Below are 2,667 nucleotides of genomic sequence, written 5' to 3' on the forward strand. Positions count from 1 at the left end.
GGTGGGTGAACGTGCTGTGTCGGTGTATGCCCGTGCTGATGCTCCTGATTCCGGGGCGGAATGGGTGCTGCACGCCGAAGGGGTCATCGCACCGGAGGCTGTCGCTCCTGCGGCGATGATCGGACCGTGGACGGTGTCGCCTCAATGGCCACCGACCGGTGCGATTCCTGTTGAGCTGCACGGGTTTTACGACCGGTTGGCCGACGCGGGGTACGACTACGGGCCATCGTTCCGTGGCTTGCGTGCGGTGTGGCGGCACGGGACAGACATTTACGTTGAAGCCGTCCTACCCGAACCGGACAGCGACACCGCCCACTACGGACTGCATCCAGCCCTGCTCGATGCGGTCCTGCAGGGCATGGGCGCAGGCGATATCGATCAAGGAGTTGATGGCGAGGACGAGGGGCCGCGGATGCCGTTCGCATGGCAGAACGTCGTACTGCATGCGGTCGGCGCGACAGCTCTGCGAGCACGGATCAAACCTGGCACCGGCTCGCGTGGAGTGTCGATTGCGGCGGTTGATGAATCCGGGCGGCTCGTTGTCACCATCGAGTCCCTGACCACCAGGGCGACGCCGGCGATCAGCGAGGCAGGAGCCGGAGAGCGACTGTTGGCATTGCAGTGGGTCTCGCAGCTCGGCTCGTTGTCGCCAGCACTTGGGCCGGTCACTGTGTTCGGCGCGGTGGACGAGCTCGTGCACTGGGCTGCGGGCACGCCGGAGGTTCCGAAGGCTGTGGTCATCGACCTCCGTAGTGCGGACGTGAATCACGCTGTCGCGCAGCGGGTACACGTTGTCGCGCATGATGCGCTGCGAGCGGTGCAGACATGGTTGGGTGGGGACCGGTTCGAGGAGAGCACGCTCATGGTGCTGACCTCGGGTGCCGTTTCGGTCGAGGGCGAGGACGTCACCGATCCGGCGGCTGCGACGGTGTGGGGTCTGGTGCGTTCGGCACAGTCTGAAGATCCCGACCGCATCGTGCTCGCCGACGTCGACACCATCGATGATCTGGATGCTGTAGTGGCGCAGATCCTTTCGATCAGTGAGCCCCAGGTGGCGATTCGGGATGGGGTTGTGCATGTTGCCCGGCTGACCCGGTTGACCAGCGCAGATGAGATCGCTGATCAGCTAGTGCCGGCGGGCGGCTCGGTGGTGGTGACCGGCGGTACCGGTAATCTCGGGGCGATCATTGCCCGGCATCTTGTTGTCTCGCATGGCGTTACGTCATTGGTGTTGGCCAGTCGTCGAGGCCTGCAAGCATCGGGTGCGCCGGAGTTGGTCGACACCTTGACCGGGTTGGGTGCCAGAGTTCGTGTGGTGGCGTGTGACGTGTCCACGCGTGCTGGGGTCGACACACTGCTGGCGGCGGTTCCCGCGGAGGCCCCGTTGGTGGGTGTCGTGCATGCAGCAGGTGTGCTCGATGATGGTGTGGTTACGGCGTTGACGCCGCAGCGGCTGGACACGGTGCTGGCGGCGAAGGCGGATGCGGCGTGGCATCTGCACCAGGCCACGCTTGATCGGGATCTGGCGATGTTTGTGCTGTACTCCTCGGCCGCCGGCATACTCGGCAGCGCTGGTGTCGCAAACTACGCTGCGGCAAACACATTCCTGGACGCCTTGGCCGAGCATCGCCGTGCGCAAGGGCTTGCGGCGGTATCGATTGCCTGGGGTTTGTGGGATTCCGGTTCCGGCATGGGCTCCCGACTGCAAGAGACAGACACCTTCCGTGCAGGACGCAGCGGTATGTCGGGTATGTCGATCGAGCAGGGTCTGGCCTGGTTCGATGCGGCACTGGCGCAACCGCGTGCGACGGTTACTGCTACGCGCCTCGATCTCGCGGCCCTGCGTGCGGCCACGTCGATACCTACCGTCTTCCATGGCCTGGTGGCGCCCCGGGAACGCAGGTCGACCGCGGCTTCGGCCGAGGCAGCGACATCGCTACTGCCACAACGGATTACCGGATTGCCGGAGTCCGAGGCGCTGGAAATCGTGCTGGATGTTGTGCGTGCCGAGGTTGCACTGGTCCTCGCCCACGACGAAGCCGACGCTATCGGCATCGACCGGAACTTCCGAGAGCTCGGATTCGACTCGTTGACCGCGGTAGAGGTGCGCAACCGGCTGAACACCGCAACCGGACTGCGGTTGCCGGTCACCATTGTCTTCGACTACCCAACGCCCGGGCAGGTGGCGGGGTATGTGCTCGAGCAGCTGAACGGCAAGCCGGTCGTCGGACCGGACGAGACCGATATTGATGAAAGCAGGATTCGCCGATATTTGTCGGCAGTTCCGATCAGCGAGCTCAGAAAAACAGGGTTGCTCGCTGCCCTGCTCCAGCTGGCCGATAATTCGGACACGTCGGATATTCACGCAGAAGTTGATCGAGAATCAACCGAGGATATGGATATAGAAGCGCTGGTTCAGCATTTCGCCGATTGATTTTCTTGATACTTTTGGAGATACGTCATGGCTTTATCTTTTGAGGACCTCACGAAGGCGTTGCGGAACGCCGCACAGCGCAATGAAGCTCTGAAAAAGGAGAACCGCAAGCTTCAGGCGAAGGTGTCGGAGCCGGTGGTGATTGTGGGTATGGGTTGTCGGTTCCCTGGTGGGGTGTCGTCGCCGGATGCGTTGTGGCGGTTGTTGATCGAGGAGCGGGATGCGGTGTCGGG

At 63.3% G+C, this 2,667-nt stretch carries 2 protein-coding genes; both read left to right on the forward strand.

Annotation, left to right across the window (positions count from 1 at the left end):
- The first annotated feature begins 115 nt into the window (after nucleotides 1-115).
- Nucleotides 116-2,434 (forward strand): type I polyketide synthase, encoded by a 2,319-nt coding sequence (locus ACIBCN_RS44460; protein WP_396998921.1) that lies wholly within the window; start codon nucleotides 116-118, stop codon nucleotides 2,432-2,434.
- A gap of 27 nt (nucleotides 2,435-2,461) precedes the next feature.
- A partial coding sequence (locus tag ACIBCN_RS44465) for a beta-ketoacyl synthase N-terminal-like domain-containing protein (protein WP_396998919.1) occupies nucleotides 2,462-2,667 on the forward strand: 206 nt, incomplete at its 3' end.

It is taken from the genome of Nocardia sp. NPDC051052 (assembly GCF_044456045.1).
Lineage (GTDB): Bacteria > Actinomycetota > Actinomycetes > Mycobacteriales > Mycobacteriaceae > Nocardia.

What these genes read in the sequence shown, in the direction of transcription:
- ACIBCN_RS44460 (WP_396998921.1), top strand. Translation starts at nt 116, where the DNA reads ATGATCGGACCGTGGACGGTGTCGCCTCAATGGCCACCGACCGGTGCG.